This window comes from Streptomyces sp. WG7 (genome assembly GCF_049975785.1).
Lineage (GTDB): Bacteria > Actinomycetota > Actinomycetes > Streptomycetales > Streptomycetaceae > Streptomyces.
In genome coordinates, this window is the sequence record NZ_JBNGGE010000030.1 from 76109 (window position 1) to 99969 (window position 23861).

Genomic DNA, 23861 nt, shown 5'->3' on the forward strand with positions numbered 1-23861 from the left:
GATGGCCACCGTCCGACCCGCGCCCCGACCCGCCCGCCCCACCGAACCGCACGTCGACGACAGGTCCGTCGGGCAGCTCATGTCCCGCGTGACCGCGGACCTGCAGACCCTCTTCCGGCAGGAGATCGAGCTGGCCAAGGCCGAGATCAAGGAGGAGGGAACGAGGGCGGGCAAGGCCGCCGGAATGTTCGGCGGAGCCGGTTTCGCCGGCTACATGGTCCTCCTGTTCCTCTCGCTGGCCGCCGTGCTGGGCCTGGCCAACGTCATGGACGGGGGATGGGCGGCCCTGATCGTGACCGCGGTGTGGGCCGTCGTCGCGGCCGTGCTGTACATGAAGGGCCGCACGGGGATGCGCACGGTCTCCCCGAAGCCCGAGCGAACCGTCGAGACCATGAAGGAGAACGCGGAATGGGCACGTCACCCGACCAGATGAGGGCCGAGATCGAGGCCACGCGCGGCCAGCTCTCCACGGACGTGGACCAGCTCGCCGAGCGGACCAGTCCCCGGCGGGCGGTCCGCCGCCGCCGGGCCAGGATGCGCGGCGCGGTATCGGGCGTGCGCGACCGGGTCATGGGCACGGCGTCGCACACCGTCCACAGCGTCACCGGCACCGCGCACTCCGCCGCCGGTTCGGTCTCGGACACCGCGCACTCCGCGGCGGGTTCGGTCTCGGACACCGCGCACTCCGCGGCGGGTTCGGTCCAGGAAGGCACCGGGCGGGCGGCCGAGGCGGCGCGCGGCGCGGCCGGCCAGGCGGGAGAAGCCGCACAGCAGGCGCCCGAGATGGCCCGCCGCCAGACCCGGGGCAACCCGCTGGCCGCCGGCCTGGTCGCCTTCGGCGTCGGCCTGCTGGCGTCCTCGCTGCTGCCCGCCTCCCGGACCGAGCAGGAGAAGGCCGCCGAGTTGATGGAGCGCGGCGGCGAGGCCCTGGAGCCGGTGAAGCAGGCCGCCGCCGAGTCCGCGCAGCACCTGAAGGAAGGCGCCAAGGAGGTGACGCAGAGCGCGGCCGCCGAGGTGAAGGACAGCGCGGCGCAGGCCGCCCGCACCACGCAGGACGAGGCCCGCGACCGCGGCGGCGAGGTCGCCGGTCAGGCGCGGGACTCCGGCCGGCACCTCAAGGACGAGGCCCGGCAGCGGGGTCCCGGCTCCACCTAGCGGGTACGACGGAGGAGCCCCGAGCTCCTGACGCATACGACGGGAGCCCCGAGCCCGAGTCCCGAGCCCGAGCCCCGAGCCCCGAGCCCTTGTCCGGCCCGCCCGGCCGGAGGCCCGGGGCTCCGTCCTGCTCGGGGCCCGGGGCCCGGGGCCCGGGGCTCGGGGATCGCCCCGGCTCGCCCCGCCCCGCCCCGGCTCGCCCCGGTACTCCGTCCGGGCGGATGCCCGGCCCGACCCGGCCCCGTCCGTCCCCGATGCGGGCAGGCGCGGGTGACGGCTCAGGCATCGCTGTCGTGCCGTACGCGACGGCGCAGGGCGGCAGCCACCGGCAGTACGGTGCCGACCACGGCCAGGAGAGCCGAGACGGCCGTGACGGACCCCACCGCCGCCCACGGCACGGTGATCGGTGCCGTGCCGAAGAGCTGGTGCAGGGCGGCCCCCAGGCCGAGGAGGTTGATCCCGCCGGCGAGGAGCGCCAGGGTCACCCCGACCGCCGTGACCAGGAGTGCCTCGGCGACGAAGAAGTGCAGGATCTGCCGTGGGGTGGCCCCGGTCACGCCGAGGACGGCCAGGTCGCGACGCCGGTCCGCGGTCGCCATCAGCAGGGTGTTCAGGATGGCAACGAAGCAGAACAGGACGACGATCACGGCGGTGGACCGCTGCCGGGTCTCGGTGAGCCGGCGCGCCTGCGCGGCCTCGGCGGCGACCAGCCCCTCCCGGGTGGTCAGCCGAGCCCCACTGCCCGCGAGCACCGCCCGTACCCGTGCGAGGGCGGCCGTACGGTCCGTGCCCGGGGCCAGGGAGAGGGAGGCCCGGCGGACCAGGCCGTCGCGGGCGAACAGGCCCGTCCCGGCGAAGCGTTCCGGCAGGTACGCCACGTCCTCACCGGGCAGCGCCGCATAGGTGGCGGCCACTCGCAGGGAGACCTCGCGGCCGTCCGCGAGCGTCGTACGCACCCGGTCACCGACCTTCATCCGCCACCGGTCGGCCACGGCCATGCTTCGCTCGTCCAGGTCGTCCAGGGACCCGTGCACGACCTTCAGGCGGGTCGACCGGCGCAGCGCGTCGGGGGCCACCGCGAGCCCGTCGTTCTCCTCCCACCGCCCGTCCCCGTCCGGGAAGTAGACGGTGGTCAGCACGGGTGCCGCGACGCGCACTCCTTCCACCCGGGCGACCCGCTCCGCCACGCTCGGGCTGAAACCGGCCGTGCCGTCCGGGACCACGGCGTACGGCGCGCCCACTCCCGCGCGGAACCCCTCGTCCCGGGCGGCTCCCAGCGAGTCCGTGGCCGTGAGGAGCGACAGCGCGAGCCCGACCGTCAGCAGCACCGGCGCGGCGGTGGCCGCCGTACGCCGGCGGGACGTGAGCGCGCTCTGCCGCACCACCAGGGCCGCGGGACCCGGCAGCCGCCGCAGCGGCCACATCAGCACCCGGACGACGGGGCCCACGGCCGACGGCGCCAGCGCGGCGGTCGCGAGGACGGGTATCAGCAGCGAGACGACGTACGCGGTGGGGGACAGGACGGTCCGCGGCGCGACCAGCCCGATCCAGCAGGCGACACCGGCCCCGCAGGCCAGCCCCGCGACGCCCAGGACGACGCGGCCGGGTGTCACCGCGGCGTTGTCCACCGTGCCTTCCCGCAGCGCCTCCACCGGCCGTACCCGCGAGGCCCGGCGCGCGGCGGCCACCGCACCGCAGAAGGCCACGAGCAGGCCGGTCAGGAAGGCGGCCCCGAGCGGCGCGAGTACGCTCCAGCGCGCGGAGAGTTCCACCGCGAACCAGGGCGGCGCGATGTCCATCGTGATCAGCAGCCCGGTCAGCGGCCGGGTGCCGAACAGACCCAGGACCCCGCCCAGCGCCGAGGCGAGGCACCCCACCAGCAGTGCCTCCGCGCGGACCATGCGGCGCACCTGCCGTCCGGTGGCGCCCACGGTGCGCAGCAGGGCGATCTCCCGGCGCCGCTGCACCACGGCGAAGGCGAAGGTGGAGGCCACCACGAACACCGCGGTGGTACCGGCCACCGCGGCCATCACCGGCAGCAGGGTGAGGGTGTTGTCCAGGGCCTCCCGGTCGTTCGCGGCGTCCGCGTCGGCGCGGTGCAGGCCGGCACCGGTGAGCACCTCGGCCTCGGACTCCTCGCGGACCACCGTGCGCACCCGCTCCACCGGTCCCAGCGCGACCAGGGCGTCGATCCGGGGTGACAGCCGTGCCGCCTCGGCCGCGGTGAAGAAGACGGCGTCCTCCCAGCCGACCGGCGCCACGGTGCCGACGACGGTGTAGCGCCCCGGGCCGGCGGCGGCCGTCAGCACGGTCACCGTCTCGCCGGCGCGCGCCCGCCCCGCCGCGACGACGATCTCGTCTCCCGTACGGGGGGCCCGCCCGTCACGCAGCACGTACCCGCCGAACTCGGCCACCGGCCAAGGGTGTCCGACCTGTTTCTCCGGACCGTCCGCGAGCTGCGCGTAGAACGCCCGGTCCACGACCGTGGCCCCGGTCGCGGCCACCGCCCGCAGCAACGGCCGCGACAGGCCTCTGGCCTGGGCCGGCGACCGTACGCCGAGATCGTGCTGCGCGGAGTCCCACCGCGGGTCGACGGGCAGTACGACGGCCGGTGCGTCGGCGAACCGGTGCGGAGGACGCTCCGGCGGCTCGGCCACGGCCAGCAGCACCACGCCCAGAGCGGTCAGCTGCGCCACCGCGAGAACGAGGGCGACCACCGTTCCCAGGAACGACACCCACCGGGTACGCAGCGTGCCCAGCGCCACCCTCAGCATCGCGCACCCGCCGCTTCGGCCGCGGGCCGGCCCAGCGCCGTCATCCGCTCGGCGACCGCCTCCGGGGTGGGCGAATGCAGCTCTCCCGCGAGGCGTCCGTCGGAGAGGAAGACCACGCGGTCGGCGAAGGCGGCGACCTGGGGATCGTGGGTCACCATCACCACCGTTCCCGGCTCCCGCCCGCCGGGGGAGTGCACCAGGTCCCGCAGGACGCGCAGGAGTTCGCGCCCCGTGGTGAGATCGAGAGCCCCGGTCGGCTCGTCGGCGAAGAGGACGGCCGGCCGGGACACCAGCGCGCGGGCGACGGCCACCCGCTGCTGCTGGCCCCCCGAAAGGTGATGCGGACGGCTGCCGGCCCGGTCCGCGAGTCCCACCTGCTCCAACGCCCGCCGCACCTCGCCGCGAGCCGGGCGCCGCCCGGCCAGCCGCAGGGGCAGCGCCACGTTCTGCCCGGCGGTCAGCGAGGGCAGCAGGTTGTACGCCTGGAAGACGAACCCCGTCGCGGTCCTGCGGAAGCGGGTCCGCTCCGTCTCGCTCAGCGAGGACAGGTCGGTGCCGGCCAGGACGACGCGCCCGGAACTGGGCCCGTCCAGGCCGGCGGCGCACTGCAACAACGTCGATTTGCCCGACCCCGAGGGTCCCATCACGGCGGTGAAGGTGCCTCGCGGGAAGCCCACGTCCACCGGGCCGAGGACGGTCACCTCCGTCCTCCCCGAGCCGTACCGCTTGGTCAGCGCCTCGAGACGTACCGCGTCGTCACTCATGCCGATCCCCCTCGACCGCACCTATGTGGACGGCGTCCACATTTCGTGCCCGCGCGAACCCGGAAGCCGGGTGCGGGATGCGTCGTAGACTAGCCCGCGATGTGTACGCCGTCCACATCGCGGGAGAGCGGAAGATCCGCGGAGAAAGGAGCGCACCATGGCCCCACGGGAGACCTACCGGCACGGAAACCTGCGCCACGCGCTCATGGTGGCGGGCGTCGGACTCGCCCGCGAGGGCGGCCCGGACGCGGTGGTCCTGCGTGAGGCGACCAGGCGGGTGGGCGTCGCACCGAACGCGGCCTACCGCCACTTCGCCGACCGCCGCGCGCTGCTGAGCGCGGTCTCACAGGCGGGCCTGGCGGAGCTGGCCCGCACGATGGAACGGCAGCTGGCGAAGGCCCCTTCCCCGCCCCGCGCGCGCCTGCGCGCCCTGACCCGCGGCTACCTCTCCTTCGCCCAGGCCGAACCCGGCCTGTTCCGCGCCGCGTTCGCGACGACGGGCATGGCCGAAACCGACACGGAGGAAGCGGCCGGAGCCGACGGCCGGACCGCCTACCGCCTCCTGTCCGAGGCCCTGGACGACCTGGCCGCCTCGGGCGACCTGCCCCCCGAACACCGCCCAGACGCCGAGTACTTCGTCTGGTCCACCGTCCACGGCATGGCCGTACTCCTCATCGACGGCCCCCTGCGCGGCCTGCTCCCGTCGGAGGCGGAGGAGGCCGAACGACGGGTGGCGGACGCGATCGAACGAGGTCTGTGCCCCACGCGGGGGTGACGGAGTAACCGTATCCAGTCACTCGACGTCGCCCGCCCGTCTTCTACCGGGACGCCCATCGCTGCACCCGGCAACCGCGCGTCCTCGAACTGTGAGTGGGCCCCGGATACGGAGATCCGGGGCCCACGTTTCACTGTTGTCAGCGCATGTCAGCGCATGTCAGCGTGTCGGCAGTGCGGCTCAGAAGCTGGTGGTGCGCGCGTGGCCCTCCGCGGCACCGCCGGGCGTCACCGAGGCGCCGAGACCGCCGTTGACGGCGAGCGGGCCGGCCTCCGCGTAGAGGCCCGCGCCGGCGGTACCACCGACCGTGATGACGGCCGCGCCGGCGTCGATGCCGATCTGGCCGCCGGACACCTGGTCCAGGTCCGCGTCGGAGATTTCAGCCGTTTCGACCTGGGGGACGAGGTTCATGGCAGGTCTTTCCTTTCGTATGCACGAATTCAGAGCGGCGAAGCACGCCTGGAATCCGGAGTGGGGATCCGGAACCGCTCACCGGCGTGCCGCGCACTGATCCAAGCACGCCGGTGATCTTCCGACCAGCCGCGCGCTGTCGGGATCTCCCGCGCGGCGTCGCCGTATTCATCAGTGTGCGAATGCCGTTATGGAAATGGCCCGCGCCTTCACAATACCCGTCGGTAGTGGGTGCCCTCCGGGCCCAGGACGCGCATGGTGGACCCGGTTCGCCTCTTTCCCCCGCGTTCCATGCGGCCGTGTGATGAACGGTGTGTGGGTCCGAGGGACGTTTCGGGTCGGACTCCGGCACAAGGGGGTGTGACACGACGGAGGGGGTTCGACCGGGGTCGAGCAGCCGCTCGGAGCTGTGCCGGAAGGCCGGACGGCCGCGGCCGGCCCAGCGGAAGAGCCCGCCGGCAGGCCGGCGGGCTCTCGCGAAGTGCTGAGGTCAAGGTGCCATCAGGTCAGTGCCTTCAGGTCAGTGCCGTCAGGTCAGTGCCGTCAGGTCAGTGCCATCAGGTCAGATGGTCGGAGTCTCGTCGATGACCTCTTTGTGCGGTTCGACGATGAACTTCCAGCCGTCGCTGGGCTCCATGAACCGCACTCGGGTCGGATAGATGTCCAGGGCGCGGCGGTCGCGGATCTGGCCGCTCGCGTTCTTCCGCGCCCGGGCCGGCTCCTCGAACAGGTCGACCTTGACGTCCGGCACCGTGATGACCTGCTCGCTCCAGCGCTGGACGATTCCCGCGCCGAAGGCGTCCCGGGCCGCGGAGTAGAGCGACTCCAGGGATTCCTTGCTCCCGTTGGGAACGAAGAGGGCGAGGTTCAGGAGTACGCCGGCATTCTGGAGAACCTCGATCTCTTCCCCAGTCTTGTCGGCAACCCAGACCCCGGGCTCCTCGGCATTGTCCGGGAGAACGCGGATTTCCTGACCGAATATCGTCCTCGCGGTGAAGGAGCCCCCCTCGAAATTCTTACCCGGCTCCGTCAGGGAGGCCGGGGCGTAGCAGTCGAGAGGAAGGCCGTCCATCTCCGCCGAGACGAAGATTTCGTCCTGAGGACTCAATCCCGTAAGCTCTTCGGCCGTAAGACGTCGAGCCGTGACCTTCTCGGTGTTCACACCATTCCCCTTTTTTCGCGGCGTTCTGCGAATTCACCGAAACTCTACCACGAAAACGATCACTCATCTCTCGTGCAATTCCACCTGGAATAACGAGCGAACACAGCCGAATGGGAACAAGGAGACAGAACCGCGCCACTCGCGCCGGGCACTGCCGCCGAAAGCCCAGCCAGCCTCCCCATTCACATGGGGAGGAGGCCATCCGACCGGCCTGTCCCTACAGCACCGGCAGCGACTTCCGCAGCTCGAACGCCGTCACCTGGGACCGGTACTCCTCCCACTCCTGCCGCTTGTTGCGGAGGAAGAAGTCGAAGACGTGCTCGCCGAGGGTCTCGGCGACCAGGTCGCTGCGTTCCATCAGGGCGAGGGCCTCGCCGAGGTTCTGGGGGAGGGGCTCGATGCCCAGCGCGCGGCGCTCCGAGTCGGAGAGGGCCCAGACGTCGTCCTCGGCGCCCGGCGGGAGTTCGTAGCCCTCCTCGATGCCCTTCAGGCCGGCGGCCAGCAGGACGGCGTAGGTCAGGTACGGGTTGGCGCCGGAGTCGATGGAGCGGACCTCGACGCGGGCCGAGCCGGTCTTGCCGGGCTTGTACATGGGGACGCGGACCAGGGCCGAGCGGTTGTTGTGGCCCCAGCAGATGTAGGAGGGGGCCTCGCCGCCCGCGCCGGCCGTGCGCTCGGAACCGCCCCAGATGCGCTTGTACGAGTTCACCCACTGGTTGGTGACGGCGGAGATCTCCGCCGCGTGCCGCAGTAGGCCCGCGATGAAGGAACGGCCGACCTTGGAGAGCTGGTACTCGGCGCCCGACTCGTAGAACGCGTTGCGGTCGCCCTCGAAGAGGGAGAGGTGGGTGTGCATGCCCGAGCCCGGGTACTCCGAGAACGGCTTCGGCATGAAGGTGGCCTGCAGGCCCTGCTCCAGCGCGACCTGCTTCATGACCAGGCGGAACGTCATGATGTTGTCGGCCGTGGAGAGCGCGTCCGCGTAACGCAGGTCGATCTCCTGCTGGCCGGGGGCGCCCTCGTGGTGGGAGAACTCCACCGAGATGCCCATCGACTCCAGCATGGTGATGGCCTGGCGGCGGAAGTCCATGCCGATGTTCTGCGGGGTGTGGTCGAAGTAGCCGGAGTTGTCCGCCGGGGTCGGCACCGAGCCGTCGACCGGCTTGTCCTTCAGCAGGAAGAACTCGATCTCCGGGTGGGTGTAGAAGGTGAAGCCCAGGTCGGAGGTGCGGGCCAGGGCGCGCTTGAGGACGTAGCGCGGGTCGGCGAAGGACGGGGAGCCGTCCGGCATGAGGATGTCGCAGAACATGCGGGCCGTGCCCGGGGCCTCCGCGCGCCAGGGCAGGACCTGGAACGTCGACGGGTCCGGCTTGGCGATCATGTCGGACTCGTAGACCCGGGCGAAGCCCTCGATCGCGGAGCCGTCGAAGCCGATGCCCTCGTCGAAGGCCTGCTCCAGCTCGGCCGGGGCCACGGCGACGGACTTGAGGAAGCCCAGTACGTCCGTGAACCACAGGCGTACGAACCGGATGTCGCGCTCCTCCAGCGTCCGGATCACGAACTCCTGCTGCTTGTCCATCTTCCGCTTCCCCATCCTCGCTGGTCAGGCCGCCTGTATCCGGTACGGCGGAAGGCGGCCCCGCACCCGAGCATCACACCACAGCACGGTTTCGTACGCGTTGCGGGCCTCGATCGGCCCACCGGCCCTCCCCGCAGGGTAGAGGCCACCTGTTCGATCGGGCCATTCCTGGGCTCCCCCCGGCGACGGATCCTGTGATCTCCCTACGATTCATCCCTCCATCGCCATTACGATCAGCGGACTCCACCGCCCCCCTTTTCCCGAAAGGGCACACCTCATGGGTTCCGCGAAGAAGACCAGCAACACGGCGAGACAGGCACGCATAGCCGAGATGCGGCGCGCCGAGGAGGCCCGCGACCGCCGGAACCGGATCCTCACCATCGCGGTCAGCGCGGTGGTCGTCGCCGGTCTCGTCGTCGGCGGGGTCGTCCTCGTCCGGTCGCAGTCCGACGACTCCTCCTCCGACACGGCGTCCGACGGCAAGACCTCCGGCGAGTTCGTCGCCGGCGAGGACGGGGTGCAGACCTGGAAGGGGACGCTCGGCCGCAACCACGTCACCGAAGCGGTGTCCTACCCGGCCGAGCCTCCGGTCGGCGGTGACCACGACCAGGTCTGGATGAACTGCGACGGCGACGTCTACACCAAGCCGCTGAAGAACGAGAACGCCGTGCACTCACTGGAGCACGGCGCCGTCTGGGTGACGTACACCGACAAGGCGCCGAAGGCCGAGGTGGACAAGCTGGCGGCGAAGGTGAAGAAGACGCCGTACTCGCTGATGAGCCCGGACGACAAGCAGAAGGACCCGATCATGCTCACCGCCTGGGGCCACCAGCGCACGGTGACGGGCGCCGACGACCCGAACGTGGACAAGTTCTTCGAGAAGTTCGTCCAGGGCGAGCAGACCCCCGAGCCGGGCGCCGCCTGCACGAACGGACTGTCCGAGTGACACCGAAACAGGCCGGCTGGATCGCGGGGGCCGCCGCGGCGGTCCTCGTCCTGGCCGGCGGCATCACCTACGCCGTCGCCGGGGACGACGGCGCGGGCCGCGTCCCGTCCGCCGACTCGGCGGACGCCGGCTTCGCGCGGGACATGGCGGTGCACCACCAGCAGGCCGTGGAGATGTCGTACATCGTGCGCGACCGCACGAAGGACGAGGAGGTGCGGCGGCTCGCCTACGACATCGCGCAGACGCAGGCCAACCAGCGCGGCATGATGATCGGCTGGCTCGACCTGTGGGGGCTGCCGAAGGTGTCGTCCGACCCGCCGATGACCTGGATGGGCATGGGCGACGCGCCCTCCGCCGGCGAGGGCTCGCTGATGCCGGGGATGGCCACCGACGCCGAGATGGAGAAGCTGGCGACGCTCGACGGCAGGCAGGCGGAGGTCTACTACCTCCAGCTCATGACCGAGCACCACAAGGGCGGCGTCCACATGGCCGAGGGGTGCGCCGACCGGTGCACCGTCGGCGTGGAGAAGCGGCTGGCCCAGGGCATGGTGGAGTCGCAGGAGTCGGAGATCCGGCTGATGACGGACCTGCTGGCGGAGCGGGGCGCGAAGCCGCGGGCGTGAGGCCGCGGGTGTGAGGCCGCGGGTGCGAGGCGGTCGGCGGTACGCACGCCGGCCTGCCCGGTCGCGGCTCAGCCGACGCGGAGGACGTGCTTGCCGCGTACGCCCCCCTGCTCCAGCGCCCGGTGGGCGGCGGCGATGTCGGCCAGCGGGCGCACCGTGTCCACCACGGGACGCAGGGCGCCGCTCTCCGCCAGGGCCGTCAGTTCGGTGAGCAGGGCGCGAGTGGGGTTGCCGCTGAAGAACCGTACGCGGCGCGAGCCGAACGCCGTCGACGCCAGCAGGTAGGCGATCGACGCGGCCGGGTGCGCCAGGTCGAAGGCGATCGCCACCATGCGGCCCCCGGGGGCCAGCAGCCGGCGGTAGGCGCGCAGTCCGGTGCCGACCGCGTCGAGGACGACGTCGAACCGGCCGAGACCGGCCGCACCGGTGGTGGCGTAGTCGAAGGCCTCGTCGGCGCCGAGGTCACGGACGAAGCCGAGGTTCCGGGCCCCCGCCAGAGCCGTGACGTGGGCCCCGTAGGCCCGGCCGAGCTGGACGGCGACGCTGCCGACCCCTCCGGCGGCCCCGCGGACCAGGAGCCGCTCACCCACCCGGAGGCGGGCCTTGTCCCGCAGGGCGGTGATGGCCGTCGTGCCCCCGGCGGGCAGGGACACGGCCTGGACCGGATCGAGGGCGGAGGGGGCGAGGGCCACCCGCTCCGGAGGTACGGCCACGAACTCCGCGGCGCTGCCGAACATACGGTGGCGGGGCAGCAACCCCCACACCCGGTCGCCCGCCGCGACCCCGGACCCGGGCGGCCCCGGGGTCACGACCTCGCCCACGAAGTCCATGCCGGTCCGCTTGGGGAAGCCCCGTCCCGTCAGTCCGGTCACCAGCCTGACCTTCCCCGCCCGTCCGGCCAGTTCACCGCCGTTGACACTGGCGGCGAGGACCCGCACCAGGATCTCGCCCGGTGCGGCGACCGGCCTGGGCACGGTGCCCTCGTACAGGACCTCAGGGGGGCCGTACCCGTCGTACAGCGCCGCGCGCATCTCACTCATGTCCCGAACGCTAGGCCCGTAACCGGACGGGGTCGTCCACTTCGGCTAATGTGAGAGACATGGCCGCTGCTTCTTCTCGGATGCCGCCCGGACTGCGCGCGGACGCGAGCCACAACCGCGACCGCATCCTGGAGGCCGCCCGCGGCCTGTTCGCCGCCCGGGGCCTGGACGTGCCGATGGCCGCCGTGGCCCGCCGCGCCGGCGTCGGGGTCGCCACGCTCTACCGGCGTTTCCCCACCCGCGAGTCGCTCGTCACGACGGTCTTCGCCGACCAGCTCACGGTCTGCACGGGCACCATCGACGAGGCGCTCGCCGACCCCGATCCCTGGGCGGGCTTCTGCGGGGTCGTCGAGAAGGTGTGCGCGCTGAACGTCCTGGACCGGGGTTTCGCCGCGGCGTTCCTCACCCGGTTCCCGGACGCGTCGGAGTTCGAGGAGACCCGGGTGCGCGCCGAGGAGGGCTTCGCGGTGCTGGCCCGGCGGGCGAAGGAGGCCGGGCGGCTGCGCGCCGACTTCGACCGGAGTGACCTCACGCTCGTGTTCATGGCCAACAACGGCATCAGCGCCCGGTCGACGGAAGCCGCCCTCGCGGCGTCCCGCCGGCTCGTGGCCCTCCTGCTGCACTCCTTCCGGGCGGACTCCGCCGGCCCGGCGGCGGCCCCCCTGCCGCCCCCGGCGCCGCTCGGCCTCTACCACCTGCCGTGGCCCAGGAAGACGGCCACCTGACCGGGGGCCCGCCCGTCGACCGGGCCCCTAGCGCTGCCGCTTGAGGTCCGCCAGCAGCTGGTGCAGCGGCTCCGTTTCCCGGCGCCGGTACTCCTGGACCGCCCAGCCGTTGCCGTCGGGGTCCTTGAAGTACATGAACGTGGCGCCGTCGTCCGGGGAGTACTGCACCGGCTCGGAGACGTCCAGGCCGCGCCCCACCAGCTCGGCGTGGGCCGCCTTGATGTCGGCGACGCACAGCTGCAGGCCCTGGTACGTGCCGGGGGCCGGCGCGGTCTGCCCCTGCGCCATGTCCCAGATGGCGTCGCCGAGGGCGATCGAGCAGCCCGAGCCCGGCGGCGTCAGCTGGACGATGCGCATCCCCGGCATGACCTCCTGGTCGATGTCGACGTGGAAGCCGACCTTGTCCCGGTAGAAGTCCCGGGCGCGGTCGATGTCGGTCACGGGCAGCGGGATCACTTCGAGGGTGAAGTCCATGGCCTGGCTCCTTCGGTGTCCTTGCCGAGCACGATGTCGGTTTCAGTTGTCAGTGTCAGTGTCAGCGCCGGTTGCCGGTTGCCGGTTGCCGGTTGTCTTGTCGGTCTTCGCTGTCAGTAGTGGTATCGCGCCTGGACGATGACCAGCTGGCCGTCGACCGGCTTGTACACCAGGCGATGCGTGTCGTCGATGCGCCGTGACCAGTAGCCCGACAGGTCGCCCTTCAGCGGCTCAGGCTTGCCGATGCCCTTGAACGGGTCACGTGTGATGTCGGTGATCAGTTTGTTGATCCGCTTGGTCACCTTCCGGTCGCTCTCGGCCCAGTGGACGTAGTCCTCCCAGCCGTGCGACGTGAAAGTGATCTTCACGGGCGCTCCGTGTCCGGATCGATCAGTTCACGCCGCCGCGCACCGCCGGATTCGGCCTCGGCGATGGAGTCGAGCAGGCGGCGGGCGTTCCTGGGGGAACGCAGGAGATGCACCGTCTCCGTCCAGGCCGTGAAGTCCTCTTCGGACATGAGTACGGCGTTCCCCTTGCGGGAGGTGATGTGTACCGGGGCATGGTCTTCGTTGACCTGCTCTATCAGAGGGAACAGGTTCTGACGGGCCTCACTCGCGGTAATGGACATACCGGTGCCTCCCTTCGCGGCTTGTACAAGATATCGTACGACTGTGGAGCGGTCTACCGGAACGGTCACCGGAGACCGAGACCGGTACGCCCCGGCGCCCGCGCACGCCTTCCCGGTTACGCTCAGGCGTACGACCTTGATCCCACGGTTCGAGGGTCCGACAGTCCGTGGAGCCGTGGAGCCGTGGGTCCGTGGGTCCGTGGGTTCGACGAAACGCCAGTCCGACAGGAGGCCGGGATGACGGCGCCGGGGCGCAGGAGCAGTACCTTCACGCGGCTGCTGCGGCACGGCTTCACCGATCCCTCGGCCGCCGAGCGGCTGCTGGACGGCGTGGAGCTGGCCCCGGTCCGCGACGACCCGGTCCTGCTGGAGGCGCTCGGCGCCACCGCCGACCCGGACCTCGCCCTGCACGGCCTGGTCCGGCTCCTGGAGGCGCAGCCGGACCCCACCGCCCGCCGGGAGCTGCTGGACACCCTGATAGCGGCCAAGCCGCTGCGCGACCGTCTCCTCGGTGTGCTCGGGGCCTCCGAGGCGCTCGCCGACCACCTCGCGCGGCACGCCGGTGACTGGCAGGCCCTCGTCACCTACGAACCCCGTGACCTGCACCGCGGCGTGGAGGACTTCGAACGCGGCCTCGCCGGGGCCACCGACCCCGTCTCCCTGCGCGTCGCCTACCGGCGCTGCCTGCTGTCCATCGCCGCCCGCGACGTGTGCGGCACCATCGACGTCGCCGAGACCGCCGCCGAGCTGGCCGACCTCGCCACCGCCACCCTGCGTGCCGCCCTCGCCCTCGCCGAGGCCGCCGCGCCCGAGGACGCGGCGCTGTGCCGGCTCGCGGTGATCGCGATGGGCAAGTGCGGCGGACACGAGCTGAACTACGTCTCCGACGTCGACGTCATCTTCGTCGGCGAGGCGGCGGAGGGCGTCCCCGACGTCGACGAGACCAAGGCGCTGCGGGCCGCGACCGCACTCGCCTCGCACCTGATGCGGATCTGCTCCGAGACGACCGTCGAGGGCTCCATCTGGCCCGTCGACGCCAACCTCCGTCCGGAGGGACGCAACGGCCCGCTGGTGCGCACCCTCAGCAGCCACCTCGCCTACTACCAGCGCTGGGCCAAGACCTGGGAGTTCCAGGCGCTGCTCAAGGCCCGCCCGGTGGCCGGCGACCCCGGCCTCGGCGCCGAGTACGTCGCCGCCCTCCAGCCCCTGGTGTGGCAGGCCGCCGACCGCGAGAACTTCGTCCCGGACGTGCAGAAGATGCGCCGCCGGGTGGTGGAGACCATCCCCGTCGCCGAGGTCGACCGGCAGCTGAAACTGGGGCCCGGCGGGCTCAGGGACGTCGAGTTCGCCGTGCAGCTGCTCCAGCTGGTGCACGGGCGGTCCGACACCTCCCTGCACAGCGGCACGACGCTGGACGCGCTGGAGGCACTGGCCGCGGGCGGGTACGTCGGCCGGGCCGACGCCGCCCAGCTCGACGAGGCGTACCGCTTCCTGCGCTCCATGGAGCACCGCATCCAGCTCCACCGGCTGCGGCGCACCCACCTGGTGCCCGAGGACGAGCCCGACCTGCGGCGCCTCGGCCGCTCGCTGGGCCTGCGCAACGACCCGGTCACCGGGCTGCTGCGCGCGTGGAAGCGGCACGCCTCCGTCGTACGCCGGCTGCACGAGAAGCTGTTCTACCGGCCGCTGCTCGACGCCGTCGCCCAGCTGGCGCCGGGCGAGGCCCGGCTCAGCGCGGAGGCGGCCCGGGAACGCATGGTCGCCCTCGGATACGCCGACCCGGCCGCCGCGCTCCGGCACCTGGAGGCGCTGGCGTCCGGCGTCACCCGCAAGGCGGCCATCCAGCGGACCCTGCTGCCCGTGCTCCTCGGCTGGTTCGCCGACTCCGCCGACCCGGACACCGGCCTGCTCAACTTCCGCAAGGTCTCCGACGCGCTCGGCACGACGCCCTGGTACCTGCGGCTGCTGCGGGACGAGGGAGCGGCGGCCGAGAACCTCGCCCGCGTGCTCTCCGCCGGGCGGCTCGCCCCCGACCTGCTGATGCGGGCGCCCGAGGCCGTCGCACTGCTCGGGGACGGCAACGCCGGCGGGCTGGCGCCGCGCGGGCGGCTCCAGCTGGAGCAGGAGGCACTCGCCGCGGTCCGCCGCGCGGACGGCGCGGTACAGGCGGTCACGGCGGTGCGCGGGGTCCGGCGCCGGGAACTGTTCCGTACGGCCGCCGCGGACATCGTCGGCTCCTACGGCACCGACGCGCAGCCCGTCGAAGCCGACCAGGGAGCCCTGGTGGACCGGGTCGGCGCCGCCGTCTCCGACCTGACGGCGGCGACACTGGCCGGGACGCTCCGGGCGGTCGTGCGGGAGGGCTGGGGCGACACCCTGCCGACCCGGTTCGCGATCATCGGCATGGGCCGGTTCGGCGGGCACGAGCTGGGCTACGGCTCGGACGCGGACGTGCTGTTCGTGCACGAGCCGCGGGACGGGGTCGACGAGCGGGAGGCGGCGGACGCGGCGAACAAGGTCGTCTCCGAGATGCGCCGCCTGCTCCAGGTGCCGAGCGCCGACCCGCCCCTGCTCATCGACGCCGGTCTGCGGCCCGAGGGCAAGTCCGGGCCGCTGGTGCGGACCCTGAAGTCGTACGAGACCTACTACCGGCGCTGGTCGCTGGTGTGGGAGCGGCACGCGCTGCTGCGGGCCGAGTTCGTCGCCGGCGACGCGGATCTCGGGCGGCGGTTCACCGAGCTGGTCGATCCGCTGCGGTACCCGGCGGACGGGCTCGGGGAGGACGCCGTACGGGAGATCCGGCGGCTCAAGGCCCGGATGGAGTCCGAGCGGCTGCCACGCGGCGCGGACCCCAAGCTGCACGCCAAACTGGGGCCGGGCGGACTGTCCGACGTCGAGTGGACCGTACAGCTGTTCCAGCTGCGGCACGGCCACACCGAGGCGGGGCTGCGGACCACCCGGACGCGCCGGGCCCTGGCCGCCGCGTGCGACGCCGGCCTCGTCTCGGCGGAGAACGCCGGGACGCTCGACGAGGCGTGGGTACTGGCGACGCGCGTCCGCAACGCGGTGATGCTGGTGCGCGGACGGGCCGGGGACACGTTCCCGAGCGACCCCCGCGAACTGGCGGCGGTGGGCCGCTACCTCGGGCACGGCCCCGGCCACGCGGGCGACATGCTCGACGAGTACCGCCGCACGGCCCGCCGGGCCAGAGTGGTGATGGAGGACCTGTTCTACGCCTGAACCCTGGTGATCCAGGGTCCAGGGCCCCTCGCCGGGCCGTGCCGCCGCGCGGGAAAGCGGCTCAGACGACGATGACCCGGCGCCCGCGCGTGTGACCGGCCTGGCTGTCGATGTGCGCCGCCGCGGCCTCGGCGAGCGGGTACGACTTCTCGACCGGGATGTGCAGCCGTCCCCGTGAGATGAGGCCGACGGCCTCGGCGAGCGCGTCGGGCACGCTCCCGGCCACTCCGGAGAACCGGACACCGGACTCCGGCGCATCGAGATCGGCGATGGACACCACCCTCCGGGGATCCCCGGTCAGCTCGACGAGCTCGCGGATCACACCCGAGCCGGCCAGATCGAGAGCCGCGTCGACCCGGCCGAGCCGCCGCACCCGCTCGACCCAGCCCTCCCCGTACGTCGTGGGGAGGGCGCCCAGGCTCCGCAGGTAGTCCTGGTTCGCGGCCCCGGCCGTGCCGATCACCGTGATGCCGCGGTCGCGGGCGATCTGCAGCACCGCCGACCCGACTCCCCCCGACGCACCGCTGACCAGCAGCGTCTGCCCGGGCTGCACACCGACCTCGCGGATGACGCGCAGCGCGGTCTCCACGACGGAGGGGTACCCGGCCGCCTCGTCGAACGTCAGCCCCTCGGGCATCCGGGCCCAGGCCCCCAGCACGGCGAACTCGGCGTAGGTGCTCGAACCTTCGCCGAAGACGTGGTCGCCCACCTCGATCCCTTCGACGCCCTCACCGATCTCGTCCACCACCCCCGCGGCGTCCAGCCCGACTCCGGCGGGCAACCGGATCGGATGGGCGCCCAGGACCTGGCCCTCCCGGACCCTCCAGTCGACGGGGTTCACGCCCGCCGCCCGCACGGCGATGCGTATCCGGCCGGGGCCCGCGTGGGGCTCCTCGGCGTCGATGAGTTGCAGAACGTCCGGACCGCCGAACTCGGCGAAGCTCACTTTTCTCATGCCGGCGACCGTAACACTAACGGTTAGGTTTTAGGAACGGTTGCGGTTTTGTATTTGGTAGTGTCAGGCGCATGACCGTGCAGTCCGGACGCCGTGAGCGCAAGAAGGCCGCGACCCGCCAGAAGATCGCCGACACCGCCCTGCGGCTCTTCCTGGAACGCGGCTATGACGCGGTGGGCATCCGGGACGTGGCCGCCGAGGCCGACGTGGCCGTCACCACGCTCTTCTCCCACTTCGGCTCGAAAGAGGCCCTGGTGTTCGAGCAGGACCAGGACTTCGAGCGACGCCTCACGCAGGCGGTCACCGGCCGTGCGCCGCACGAGTCGCTCGTCCCCGCACTGCGCCGCGAGGTCCTGGCGCTGGTGCGGCACTGCACGGCGGACGGCGCCGCGCCGATCCGGCGCATGATCGACGGATCACCCGCCCTGCGGAAGTACCAGGAGTCGATGAGGCTGCGCCACGCGGAGTCGCTGGCGGCGGCCCTCGCCGCCGATCCCGGCCTGTCGCAGACCACGACGGCCTGCCGGGCGATCGCGAGGTTCGCGATCGACGCCTATTCGCTCGCCCGTGAGGCGGCCGATCCGGAAGCCGCGGTGGACGAGATCTTCCGGATGATCGAGGCGGCCTGGGAGGTCACCCGCGCCCCCGGGAACGCCTAAGGAACCGGCCCGTCAGAAAGGGTGAAGGGCGGTAGAGGGCGGGGCGGTGGAGGTCGGTCCTACGCCCGTGTGGGCGAAGGCACCGCGCCTCGCCGCGCCACCACCGTCCGCGGCAGCGCGTGCGGCAGGCGCCCGTACCAGGCGGCCGCCACCGCGTACCCGAACCCCAGGCACAGCACCCCGCCCACCGCGTCCAGCCAGAAGTGGTTGGCGGTGGCGACGATCACCACCAGGGTGAGCACCGGATACACCAGCCCCAGCACCCGCACCCACGGAACCGAGGCCAGCGCGAAGATCGTCAGCCCGCACCACACCGACCACCCGATGTGCATCGACGGCATCGCCGCGTACTGGTTCGACATGTTCTTCAGGTCGCCGGACGCCATCGACCCCCACGTCTCGTGGACCATCACGGTGTCGATGAAGTGCTCGCCGTTCATCAGGCGGGGCGGGGCGAGCGGATACAGGTAGTAACCGACCAGGGCGACGCCCGTCGTCGCGAAGAGCACGAGCCGGGTCGCCGCGTAGCGGCCGGGATGGCTGCGGTACAGCCACACCAGCACGCCCAGGGTCACCACGAAGTGCAGCGTGGCGTAGTAGTAGTTCATGCCGATGATGAGCCAAGTCACCGAGTTCACCGCGTGGTTGACCGACTGCTCGACGGCGACGCCGAGTTGCTGCTCGACCCGCCAGATCCAGTCCGCGTTGTGCAGCGCCTGTGTCCGCTGCTCCGGTACCGCGTTGCGGACGAGGGAGTACGTCCAGTAACTGACCGCGATCAGCAGGATCTCGAACCACAGGCGGGGCCGGCGCGGCGCGCGGAGCCGGCGCAGGAGATCCCGCCCCGTCTCCTCCGTGACGGGGTGCGGAACGGCCTCTTCCTGGCGTTCCGTGGTCCTCACGGTCGTGTCACCCATAGGCATGAAGTCTGCCAGAAAAGCCTTCTCCCCCCGATCATCCCCCCGGCGGACCGGGGTCGCATCCGGCCAAACCACGGGAGGACTCAGGGCCGGTGGCGCTCTCCGGGCGCCGACGCCGTCGAGCCGCGCACGACCAGCTCCGGCATGAACACGAACTCACTGTGCGGCGCGGGCGTCCCGCCGATCTCCTCCAGCAACGTGCGCACCGCCGCCTGTCCCATCGCCGGGACCGGCTTGCGGACGGTCGTCAGCGGCGGGTCCGTGAAGGCGATCAGCGGCGAGTCGTCGAAGCCGACGACCGAGAAGTCCCTGGGCACCTCCAGGCCCCGCTGCCGGGCCGCCCGTATCGCGCCCAGCGCCATCATGTCGCTGGCGCAGACCACCGCGGTGCAGCTCCGCTCCATGAGCGCGGCGGCCGCCGCCTGGCCGCCCTCCAGGGTGTAGAGGGAGTGCTGGACGAGCTCCTTCTCCACGGCCTCGGCGTCCATGCCCAGTTGGTCCTGGACGGTGCGGACGAAACCCTCGATCTTGCGCTGCACCGGCACGAACCGCTTCGGGCCGAGGGCCAGCCCGATGCGGGTGTGCCCCAGCGAGACGAGATGCGTGACCGCGAGGTTCATCGCGGCGCGGTCGTCGGGGGAGATGAACGGCGCCTGCACCTTCGACGAGAAACCGTCGACGAGGACGAAGGGCACGCCCTGTGCGCGCAGCCGCTCGTAGCGCTGCATGTCGGCGGTGGTGTCGGCGTGCAGACCGGAGACGTAGATGATCCCGGCGACCCCCCGGTCGACCAGCATCTCCGTCAGCTCGTCCTCGGTGGAGCCGCCCGGGGTCTGGGTGGCGAGGACCGGTGTGTAGCCCTGGCGGGTCAGCGCCTGGCCGATGACCTGGGCCAGCGCCGGGAATATCGGGTTCTCCAGCTCCGGGGTGATCAGGCCCACCAGGCCCTCGCTGCGCTGCCGCAGCCGCACGGGGCGCTCGTAACCCAGCACGTCGAGAGCGGCGAGTACGGACTGGCGGGTGGTGGCGGCGACGCCCGGCTTGCCGTTGAGAACGCGGCTGACGGTCGCTTCGCTCACCCCCGCCTGGGCGGCGATGTCGGCAAGCCGTGTGGTCACAGGGGTGGACTGTACCTGTCGGCCGCTGCCTTGCACACCGATCGGGCGTCGTGGGCGGCCTGTTGGGCGGCCTGCTGGACGGCCCGTCGGACGGCCCGGCGCGGGCTGCTGCGTCATCGCGCTCCCTCAGGAAAAGTGACGGCAAGAGCTTGCAGAGTCTTGCACAACCGGCCCGATACCGCTCGATCCCCGCAATCAAGCGTCTCACGACGGTCGCCGGGAGGTCACGCCCGGATAACTTCAGAGACTTCTTGCACTTTTTTGCTGCAAGACCTTTCCGTCGAGCTTGCGGCGCTGTTACGTTCACGTCGCCCGACGGCGGCAAAGGCGCGGTCGGCAGTCGGCAGGAGCGGCGGACGGGCCCGCACCCTGCACCACTCGGGCTTTCACCCTCAAGGAGAACTCATGCGGCGTGGCATAGCGGCCACCGCTCTGGTGGCGTCCCTCGCCCTCACGGCGACGGCGTGCGGCGGGGACGGCGACGACAGCGGGTCGGGCGGACCGGTCACCATCACGTACTGGGACACCTCGAACGCGACCAACGAGGCGCCGACCTACAAGGCCCTGGTCAAGGAGTTCGAGGCCGCCAACAAGGACATCAAGGTCAAGTACGTCAACGTCCCCTTCGACCAGGCGCAGAACAAGTTCGACACCGCCGCCGGTGCCTCGGGCGCCCCGGACGTGCTGCGCACGGACGTCGGCTGGACCGCCGCCTTCGCCAAGAAGGGCTTCTTCCTGCCGCTGGACGGCACCGAGGCCCTCGCCGAGCAGGACAAGTTCCAGCCCAAGCTGATCGAGCAGGCCAAGTACGAGGGCAAGACCTACGGCGTCCCGCTGGTCACCGACACCCTCGCCTTCGTCTACAACAAGGAACTGTTCGCGAAGGCCGGCGTCGAGGCCCCCAAGACCTGGGACGACCTGAAGAAGGCCGCCGCCACCATCAAGGACAAGACCGGCGTCGACGGCTACTGGGCCTCCACGGCCGGCTACTACGCGCAGCCGTTCCTGTACGGCGAGGGCACCGACACGGTCGACGTCGAGGCCAAGAAGATCACCGTCAGGTCACCCGAGGCGAAGAAGGCCTACGGCACCTGGCTGAGCCTGTTCGAGGGCAAGGGCCTGCACAAGGCCGACACCACCGCCGACGCCTACGCCCACATCCAGGAGGCGTTCGTCAGCGGCAAGGTCGCCTCGATCATCCAGGGTCCGTGGGAGATCACCAACTTCTACAAGGGCACCGCCTTCAAGGACAGGAACAACCTCGGCATCGCCACCGTCCCGGCCGGCTCCACCGGCAAGGCGGGCGCCCCGACCGGCGGCCACAACCTCTCGGTGTACGCCGGCTCGGACAAGGCGCACCAGGAGGCGTCGCTGAAGTTCGTGAACTTCATGACCTCCGCGAAGTCGCAGGAGACCGTCGCCCTGAAGAACTCCACGCTGCCGACGCGCGACGACGCCTACACCGACAAGGTCAAGGCCGACCCGGGCATCGCCGGCTACCAGACGGTCCTGCCCTCCGCCCAGCCGCGCCCGGCGCTGCCGGAGTACAGCTCCCTGCTGACCCCGCTCGACGACGAGCTGCCGCAGATCGCCGGCGGCAAGAAGTCCCTGGACGAGGGCCTGGGCGACGCGGAGACCGCCATCGCCAAGCTGGTGCCGGACTTCAGCAAGTAGGTCCGCGCGGCCGCCGGGTCCCCCGCCGTGGGGGGGAGGGGACCCGGCGGCCACCGGCCTGCGCGCCGCAGCCCCCGGCGCCGTACCCCCTGATCGTCCCGCTCGTCCCGATGCTCCCGAAGGTGTCGAACCATGACAGTCGCCATCGACCGCGCGACCGGCAAGCGCCGCGGTGACCGCACCCCGCGGCCCGGCCTTGGCCGGCGTCTGAAAGACGGCTACCAGAAGCACTGGTACGCCTACGCCATGATCGCGCCGGTGGCCGTCGTGATCGGCGTCCTCGTGCTGTACCCGCTCGGGTACGGCCTCTACCTCACCCTCACCGACGCCAACAGCCTCAACACGGGCCGCACGATCGGCGTCAACGAGATCGAGGCCACCTACAAGTTCGTCGGCCTGGACAACTACGCCGACATCCTGTGGGGCCCCACCGCGTACGACCGTTTCTGGTCGCACTTCATCTGGACCATCGTGTGGACGGCGGTCTGCGTCGGACTGCACTTCTTCATCGGCCTCGGCCTCGCCCTGCTGCTCAACCAGAAGCTGCGCGGCCGCACCTTCTACCGGCTGATCCTGGTCCTGCCGTGGGCCGTGCCCACCTTCGTCACCGTCTTCGGCTGGCGCTTCATGCTCGCCGACCAGGGCATCATCAACTCCGGCCTGGACTGGCTGCACCTGCCGACGCCCGCGTGGCTCGAGGACACCTTCTGGCAGCGCTTCGCCGCGATCATGGTCAACACCTGGTGCGGTGTGCCGTTCATGATGGTCTCCCTCCTCGGCGGCCTGCAGTCCATCGACAACAGCCTGTACGAGGCCGCCGAGATGGACGGCGCGAACGCCTGGCAGCGGTTCCGCTACGTCACCCTGCCCGGCCTCAGGTCCGTCAGCTCCACCGTCGTCCTGCTCGGCGTCATCTGGACCTTCAACCAGTTCGCCGTGATCTTCCTGCTGTTCGGCAACACCGCCCCCGAGGCCCAGATCCTCGTCACCTGGGCGTACCAACTCGGCTTCGGACAGCAGCCCCGTGACTTCGCGCAGTCCGCGGCCTACGGCATCCTGCTGCTGGCCATCCTGATCGTCTTCACCTCCTTCTACCGCCGCTGGCTGAACCGCAATGAGCAGCAGCTCGCGAACTGAGGCAGGAGCCGCCATGAGTACAACCACCGCGCACACCAAGGCTCCGGCGGAGCAGGTCACCGCGTCCCCCGAGCCGCCGCGCCCGGGGCGTGGCCGCGGCGAACGCAGCCGGGCCGCGTCCCTCGCCTCCCACGGCATCCTGACCGTCGCGAGCCTCATCGCGCTCTTCCCGGTCGCCTGGCTGGTCTACCTGTCGCTGGGCCCGGACAAGAACGACTACCTGCACCCCGAGCGCATCTGGTCGAAGATGACCTTCGACAACTACGCGTACGTGCTCCAGCACACGCAGTTCTTCGACTGGCTGAAGAGCTCGCTGATCGTGTCGCTGGGCACCACGGTCATCGGCGTCATGGTCGCCGCCACCACCGGCTACGCGGTCTCGCGGATGCGCTTCCCCGGCTACAAGAAGCTGATGTGGGTGCTGCTGGTCACCCAGATGTTCCCCATCGCCGTGCTGATCGTGCCGATGTACCAGATCCTGTCCGAGCTCCAGCTCGTCGACAGCTACCTCGGCCTGATCCTCGTCTACTGCTCGACCGCGGTGCCGTACTGCGCGTGGCTGCTCAAGGGCTACTTCGACACCATCCCGTTCGAGATCGACGAGGCCGGGCGCGTCGACGGGCTGACCCCCTTCGGCACCTTCTTCCGGCTGATCCTGCCGCTCGCCCGGCCGGGCCTCGCGGTCGCCGGCTTCTACAGCTTCATCACCGCATTCGGCGAGGTCGCCTTCGCCTCGACGTTCATGCTGAGCGACACGAAGTACACCTTCGCGGTCGGTCTGCAGAGCTTCGTCAGCGAGCACGACGCGCAGCGCCACCTGATGGCCGCCACCGCCGTACTCGTCGCGATACCCGTCTCCGCGTTCTTCTACCTCGTGCAGAAGAACCTGGTGACCGGCCTGACCGCCGGCGGGACCAAGGGCTGACGCCCGCCCGGGAAAACGTCCGGCCGCGGTGCCCATCCGACCCCGCAGCACCGCGGCCGGCCCCCGCGCCCCCCCCCCCCCCCCCCCCAGGGGGCCAGACCCGAACACCGTCACAACACCAGGACGGCCAGAGCCAGCCGCACACCCCCCCACCCGCCCCCCCCACCCCCCTCCCCC

23 protein-coding genes are annotated in these 23861 nt (G+C 71.6%); 11 read left to right on the plus strand and 12 right to left on the minus strand.

What is annotated here, in order from left to right; all coding sequences use genetic code 11:
• Position 1 precedes the first annotated feature (1 nt).
• A complete protein-coding gene (locus ACP4J0_RS26045; protein WP_426601159.1) occupies positions 2 to 433 on the plus strand; it encodes a phage holin family protein in 432 nt (143 codons plus the stop codon).
• Positions 409 to 1155: a DUF3618 domain-containing protein gene (locus ACP4J0_RS26050; RefSeq protein ID WP_426601160.1), complete on the plus strand. Its 747-nt coding sequence runs from the start codon at positions 409 to 411 to the stop codon at positions 1153 to 1155. The genes ACP4J0_RS26045 and ACP4J0_RS26050 overlap by 25 nt, the downstream gene beginning before the upstream one ends.
• A 278-nt stretch (positions 1156 to 1433) precedes the next feature.
• On the opposite strand, the gene ACP4J0_RS26055 is transcribed toward ACP4J0_RS26050, so the two are convergent.
• Positions 1434 to 3929: an FtsX-like permease family protein gene (locus ACP4J0_RS26055; RefSeq protein ID WP_426601161.1), complete on the minus strand. Its 2496-nt coding sequence runs from the start codon at positions 3927 to 3929 to the stop codon at positions 1434 to 1436.
• A complete protein-coding gene (locus tag ACP4J0_RS26060; RefSeq protein ID WP_426601162.1) occupies positions 3923 to 4693 on the minus strand; it encodes an ABC transporter ATP-binding protein in 771 nt (256 codons plus the stop codon). Before ACP4J0_RS26060 ends, ACP4J0_RS26055 begins: the two co-directional genes overlap by 7 nt.
• Positions 4694 to 4850: 157 nt before the next feature.
• On the opposite strand from ACP4J0_RS26060, the gene ACP4J0_RS26065 reads away from it, so the two are divergent.
• The gene (locus ACP4J0_RS26065) at positions 4851 to 5468 is read left to right on the plus strand and encodes a TetR/AcrR family transcriptional regulator (protein WP_426601163.1); all 618 of its coding nucleotides are present in this window, start codon (positions 4851 to 4853) and stop codon (positions 5466 to 5468) included.
• Positions 5469 to 5648: 180 nt separating this feature from the next.
• Here the strand turns inward: ACP4J0_RS26065 and ACP4J0_RS26070 are convergent, their stop codons facing one another.
• The 3 genes from ACP4J0_RS26070 to glnA form a co-directional block, all read right to left on the minus strand.
• The gene (locus tag ACP4J0_RS26070) at positions 5649 to 5879 is read right to left on the minus strand and encodes a hypothetical protein (protein ID WP_426601164.1); all 231 of its coding nucleotides are present in this window, start codon (positions 5877 to 5879) and stop codon (positions 5649 to 5651) included.
• Positions 5880 to 6441: 562 nt separating this feature from the next.
• Positions 6442 to 7041 (minus strand): hypothetical protein, encoded by a 600-nt coding sequence (locus ACP4J0_RS26075; RefSeq protein ID WP_426601165.1) that lies wholly within the window; start codon positions 7039 to 7041, stop codon positions 6442 to 6444.
• A gap of 217 nt (positions 7042 to 7258) precedes the next feature.
• The gene (glnA, locus tag ACP4J0_RS26080; protein WP_351388604.1) at positions 7259 to 8620 is read right to left on the minus strand and encodes a type I glutamate--ammonia ligase; all 1362 of its coding nucleotides are present in this window, start codon (positions 8618 to 8620) and stop codon (positions 7259 to 7261) included.
• 277 nt (positions 8621 to 8897) lie between these two features.
• Between glnA and ACP4J0_RS26085 the strand changes: the two genes are divergently transcribed.
• Both ACP4J0_RS26085 and ACP4J0_RS26090 read left to right on the plus strand, forming a co-directional pair.
• On the plus strand, positions 8898 to 9566 hold the full coding sequence (locus ACP4J0_RS26085; RefSeq protein ID WP_426601166.1) for a DUF3105 domain-containing protein: 669 nt from the start codon (positions 8898 to 8900) through the stop codon (positions 9564 to 9566).
• Positions 9563 to 10189, plus strand: a complete 627-nt coding sequence (locus ACP4J0_RS26090; RefSeq protein ID WP_426601167.1) for a DUF305 domain-containing protein — start codon at positions 9563 to 9565, stop codon at positions 10187 to 10189. Before ACP4J0_RS26085 ends, ACP4J0_RS26090 begins: the two co-directional genes overlap by 4 nt.
• Positions 10190 to 10257: 68 nt before the next feature.
• On the opposite strand, the gene ACP4J0_RS26095 is transcribed toward ACP4J0_RS26090, so the two are convergent.
• Entirely contained in the window at positions 10258 to 11229 is a 972-nt protein-coding gene (locus ACP4J0_RS26095) for an NAD(P)-dependent alcohol dehydrogenase (protein WP_426601168.1), read from the minus strand.
• Between the two features lie 59 nt (positions 11230 to 11288).
• On the opposite strand from ACP4J0_RS26095, the gene ACP4J0_RS26100 reads away from it, so the two are divergent.
• Complete coding sequence (locus ACP4J0_RS26100; protein ID WP_426601169.1) at positions 11289 to 11954, plus strand: TetR/AcrR family transcriptional regulator; 666 nt, start codon at positions 11289 to 11291, stop codon at positions 11952 to 11954.
• A 27-nt stretch (positions 11955 to 11981) separates the two neighbouring features.
• Here ACP4J0_RS26100 and ACP4J0_RS26105 read toward each other — a convergent pair whose 3' ends face one another.
• The 3 genes from ACP4J0_RS26105 to ACP4J0_RS26115 form a co-directional block, all read right to left on the minus strand.
• Positions 11982 to 12428 carry a VOC family protein gene (locus tag ACP4J0_RS26105; RefSeq protein WP_426558630.1) on the minus strand — a complete coding sequence of 149 codons (447 nt, stop codon included), beginning with the start codon at positions 12426 to 12428 and terminating at the stop codon, positions 11982 to 11984.
• 113 nt (positions 12429 to 12541) lie between these two features.
• Entirely contained in the window at positions 12542 to 12796 is a 255-nt protein-coding gene (locus tag ACP4J0_RS26110) for a Txe/YoeB family addiction module toxin (protein ID WP_426558628.1), read from the minus strand.
• Positions 12793 to 13056: a type II toxin-antitoxin system Phd/YefM family antitoxin gene (locus ACP4J0_RS26115; protein ID WP_279563697.1), complete on the minus strand. Its 264-nt coding sequence runs from the start codon at positions 13054 to 13056 to the stop codon at positions 12793 to 12795. Before ACP4J0_RS26115 ends, ACP4J0_RS26110 begins: the two co-directional genes overlap by 4 nt.
• Before the next feature lie 237 nt (positions 13057 to 13293).
• On the opposite strand from ACP4J0_RS26115, the gene ACP4J0_RS26120 reads away from it, so the two are divergent.
• On the plus strand, positions 13294 to 16296 hold the full coding sequence (locus ACP4J0_RS26120; protein WP_426601170.1) for a bifunctional [glutamine synthetase] adenylyltransferase/[glutamine synthetase]-adenylyl-L-tyrosine phosphorylase: 3003 nt from the start codon (positions 13294 to 13296) through the stop codon (positions 16294 to 16296).
• Between the two features lie 61 nt (positions 16297 to 16357).
• Here ACP4J0_RS26120 and ACP4J0_RS26125 read toward each other — a convergent pair whose 3' ends face one another.
• Positions 16358 to 17251 (minus strand): NADP-dependent oxidoreductase, encoded by an 894-nt coding sequence (locus tag ACP4J0_RS26125; protein ID WP_426601171.1) that lies wholly within the window; start codon positions 17249 to 17251, stop codon positions 16358 to 16360.
• A 71-nt stretch (positions 17252 to 17322) separates the two neighbouring features.
• Between ACP4J0_RS26125 and ACP4J0_RS26130 the strand changes: the two genes are divergently transcribed.
• Positions 17323 to 17910 (plus strand): TetR/AcrR family transcriptional regulator, encoded by a 588-nt coding sequence (locus tag ACP4J0_RS26130; RefSeq protein ID WP_426601172.1) that lies wholly within the window; start codon positions 17323 to 17325, stop codon positions 17908 to 17910.
• A gap of 59 nt (positions 17911 to 17969) precedes the next feature.
• Here ACP4J0_RS26130 and ACP4J0_RS26135 read toward each other — a convergent pair whose 3' ends face one another.
• Both ACP4J0_RS26135 and ACP4J0_RS26140 read right to left on the minus strand, forming a co-directional pair.
• Positions 17970 to 18827, minus strand: coding sequence for a phosphatase PAP2 family protein (locus ACP4J0_RS26135; protein WP_426601173.1), 858 nt, complete (start codon positions 18825 to 18827; stop codon positions 17970 to 17972).
• An 86-nt stretch (positions 18828 to 18913) separates the two neighbouring features.
• On the minus strand, positions 18914 to 19948 hold the full coding sequence (locus tag ACP4J0_RS26140) for a LacI family DNA-binding transcriptional regulator (protein WP_426601174.1): 1035 nt from the start codon (positions 19946 to 19948) through the stop codon (positions 18914 to 18916).
• A 405-nt stretch (positions 19949 to 20353) separates the two neighbouring features.
• On the opposite strand from ACP4J0_RS26140, the gene ACP4J0_RS26145 reads away from it, so the two are divergent.
• The 3 genes from ACP4J0_RS26145 (at position 20354) to ACP4J0_RS26155 (ending at position 23684) form a co-directional block, all read left to right on the plus strand.
• Positions 20354 to 21622, plus strand: a complete 1269-nt coding sequence (locus ACP4J0_RS26145; protein WP_426601175.1) for an extracellular solute-binding protein — start codon at positions 20354 to 20356, stop codon at positions 21620 to 21622.
• A gap of 132 nt (positions 21623 to 21754) precedes the next feature.
• The gene (locus tag ACP4J0_RS26150) at positions 21755 to 22759 is read left to right on the plus strand and encodes a carbohydrate ABC transporter permease (protein WP_426601176.1); all 1005 of its coding nucleotides are present in this window, start codon (positions 21755 to 21757) and stop codon (positions 22757 to 22759) included.
• A 13-nt stretch (positions 22760 to 22772) separates the two neighbouring features.
• Entirely contained in the window at positions 22773 to 23684 is a 912-nt protein-coding gene (locus tag ACP4J0_RS26155; RefSeq protein ID WP_426601177.1) for a sugar ABC transporter permease, read from the plus strand.
• Positions 23685 to 23861: the final 177 nt, after the last annotated feature.

What these genes read in the sequence shown, in the direction of transcription:
- ACP4J0_RS26045 (WP_426601159.1), top strand. Translation starts at nt 2, where the DNA reads ATGGCCACCGTCCGACCCGCGCCCCGACCCGCCCGCCCCACCGAACCG.
- ACP4J0_RS26050 (WP_426601160.1), top strand. Translation starts at nt 409, where the DNA reads ATGGGCACGTCACCCGACCAGATGAGGGCCGAGATCGAGGCCACGCGC.
- ACP4J0_RS26055 (WP_426601161.1), bottom strand. Translation starts at nt 3,929, where the DNA reads ATGCTGAGGGTGGCGCTGGGCACGCTGCGTACCCGGTGGGTGTCGTTC.
- ACP4J0_RS26060 (WP_426601162.1), bottom strand. Translation starts at nt 4,693, where the DNA reads ATGAGTGACGACGCGGTACGTCTCGAGGCGCTGACCAAGCGGTACGGC.
- ACP4J0_RS26065 (WP_426601163.1), top strand. Translation starts at nt 4,851, where the DNA reads ATGGCCCCACGGGAGACCTACCGGCACGGAAACCTGCGCCACGCGCTC.
- ACP4J0_RS26070 (WP_426601164.1), bottom strand. Translation starts at nt 5,879, where the DNA reads ATGAACCTCGTCCCCCAGGTCGAAACGGCTGAAATCTCCGACGCGGAC.
- glnA (WP_351388604.1), bottom strand. Translation starts at nt 8,620, where the DNA reads ATGGACAAGCAGCAGGAGTTCGTGATCCGGACGCTGGAGGAGCGCGAC.
- ACP4J0_RS26085 (WP_426601166.1), top strand. Translation starts at nt 8,898, where the DNA reads ATGGGTTCCGCGAAGAAGACCAGCAACACGGCGAGACAGGCACGCATA.
- ACP4J0_RS26095 (WP_426601168.1), bottom strand. Translation starts at nt 11,229, where the DNA reads ATGAGTGAGATGCGCGCGGCGCTGTACGACGGGTACGGCCCCCCTGAG.
- ACP4J0_RS26100 (WP_426601169.1), top strand. Translation starts at nt 11,289, where the DNA reads ATGGCCGCTGCTTCTTCTCGGATGCCGCCCGGACTGCGCGCGGACGCG.
- ACP4J0_RS26105 (WP_426558630.1), bottom strand. Translation starts at nt 12,428, where the DNA reads ATGGACTTCACCCTCGAAGTGATCCCGCTGCCCGTGACCGACATCGAC.
- ACP4J0_RS26115 (WP_279563697.1), bottom strand. Translation starts at nt 13,056, where the DNA reads ATGTCCATTACCGCGAGTGAGGCCCGTCAGAACCTGTTCCCTCTGATA.
- ACP4J0_RS26120 (WP_426601170.1), top strand. Translation starts at nt 13,294, where the DNA reads ATGACGGCGCCGGGGCGCAGGAGCAGTACCTTCACGCGGCTGCTGCGG.
- ACP4J0_RS26125 (WP_426601171.1), bottom strand. Translation starts at nt 17,251, where the DNA reads ATGAGAAAAGTGAGCTTCGCCGAGTTCGGCGGTCCGGACGTTCTGCAA.
- ACP4J0_RS26130 (WP_426601172.1), top strand. Translation starts at nt 17,323, where the DNA reads ATGACCGTGCAGTCCGGACGCCGTGAGCGCAAGAAGGCCGCGACCCGC.
- ACP4J0_RS26135 (WP_426601173.1), bottom strand. Translation starts at nt 18,827, where the DNA reads ATGGGTGACACGACCGTGAGGACCACGGAACGCCAGGAAGAGGCCGTT.
- ACP4J0_RS26145 (WP_426601175.1), top strand. Translation starts at nt 20,354, where the DNA reads ATGCGGCGTGGCATAGCGGCCACCGCTCTGGTGGCGTCCCTCGCCCTC.
- ACP4J0_RS26150 (WP_426601176.1), top strand. Translation starts at nt 21,755, where the DNA reads ATGACAGTCGCCATCGACCGCGCGACCGGCAAGCGCCGCGGTGACCGC.
- ACP4J0_RS26155 (WP_426601177.1), top strand. Translation starts at nt 22,773, where the DNA reads ATGAGTACAACCACCGCGCACACCAAGGCTCCGGCGGAGCAGGTCACC.